The sequence below is a fragment of the Bradyrhizobium sp. UFLA05-108 genome, from assembly GCF_059803455.1.
The window spans coordinates 1-893 of record NZ_JBANAZ010000222.1; the positions used below are offsets into that span (position 1 = coordinate 1).

An 893-nucleotide genomic window follows, 5' to 3' on the forward strand; every position below is an offset into this window, starting at 1 on the left:
CATCATCTGATCGCACTCGGGGTGAGACCGGACCAGCCGGTGGCGATCTGCCTTGCGCGCAGCGTCGCGATGGTGGTGGGGCTGCTGGCGATCCTCAAGGCGGGGGGCGCCTATGTGCCACTGGATCCGGCCTATCCGAGCGCGCGGCTCAAGCAGGTTCTCGAGGATGCGACGCCGCGGCTCTTGCTGGCCGACGAAGCCGGCCGTGCCGCGCTGGGCCCTGAGGCGCTGGCCGATCTGAGCGTGGTCGATCTTACGGCAGCCACACCCGCCTGGGCCGAGCTGCCCGCTTGTAATCTCGACCCACGCGCGCTCGGCCTGACCTCCCGCCATCTCGCCTACGTGATCTACACCTCCGGATCCACAGGCACGCCCAAGGGCGTCATGATCGAGCATGCGAGCACGGTGAACCTGCTGCATTGGAGCAGCGAGGTGTTTGCGGAATCAGAGATCAGCCGCACGCTGTTTTCCACCTCGATCAGTTTTGATCTGTCCGTCTATGAGTGCTTCGTTCCGCTTTCGCAAGGAAGCACGCTTTACCTTGTTGAGAATGCGCTGGCGCTGGCCGAGAGGTCTTTGGATATCTCCTTGATCAACACAGTGCCCTCGGCGATCGCCGCTCTGGTCGACAAGAAAGCCGTGCCGGTTTCCGCAAGCGTGATCAATTCGTGCGGCGAGCGGCTGAAGGTAGGCCTCATAGAAAAGGCCTTCGAGAGCAGTCGCGTAGAGAAGATTTATAACCTTTACGCGCCGTCTGAAACCACTACGTACTCAACCTGGATCTGCCTGCGAAGGGGAGAGGCTGTCGTTGAGACGATCGGCCGTCCGATCGCGAACACGCAGGTATATCTGCTTGACGGTCACCGTGGGCCTGTTCCGTTTGGGGCGGTGGG

1 protein-coding gene is annotated in these 893 nt (G+C 61.9%); it reads left to right on the forward strand.

Annotated features, from left to right (window positions below):
* Positions 1–39 precede the first annotated feature (39 nt).
* A partial coding sequence (locus SO140_RS46115; protein ID WP_498544224.1) for an AMP-binding protein occupies positions 40–893 on the forward strand: 854 nt, incomplete at its 3' end.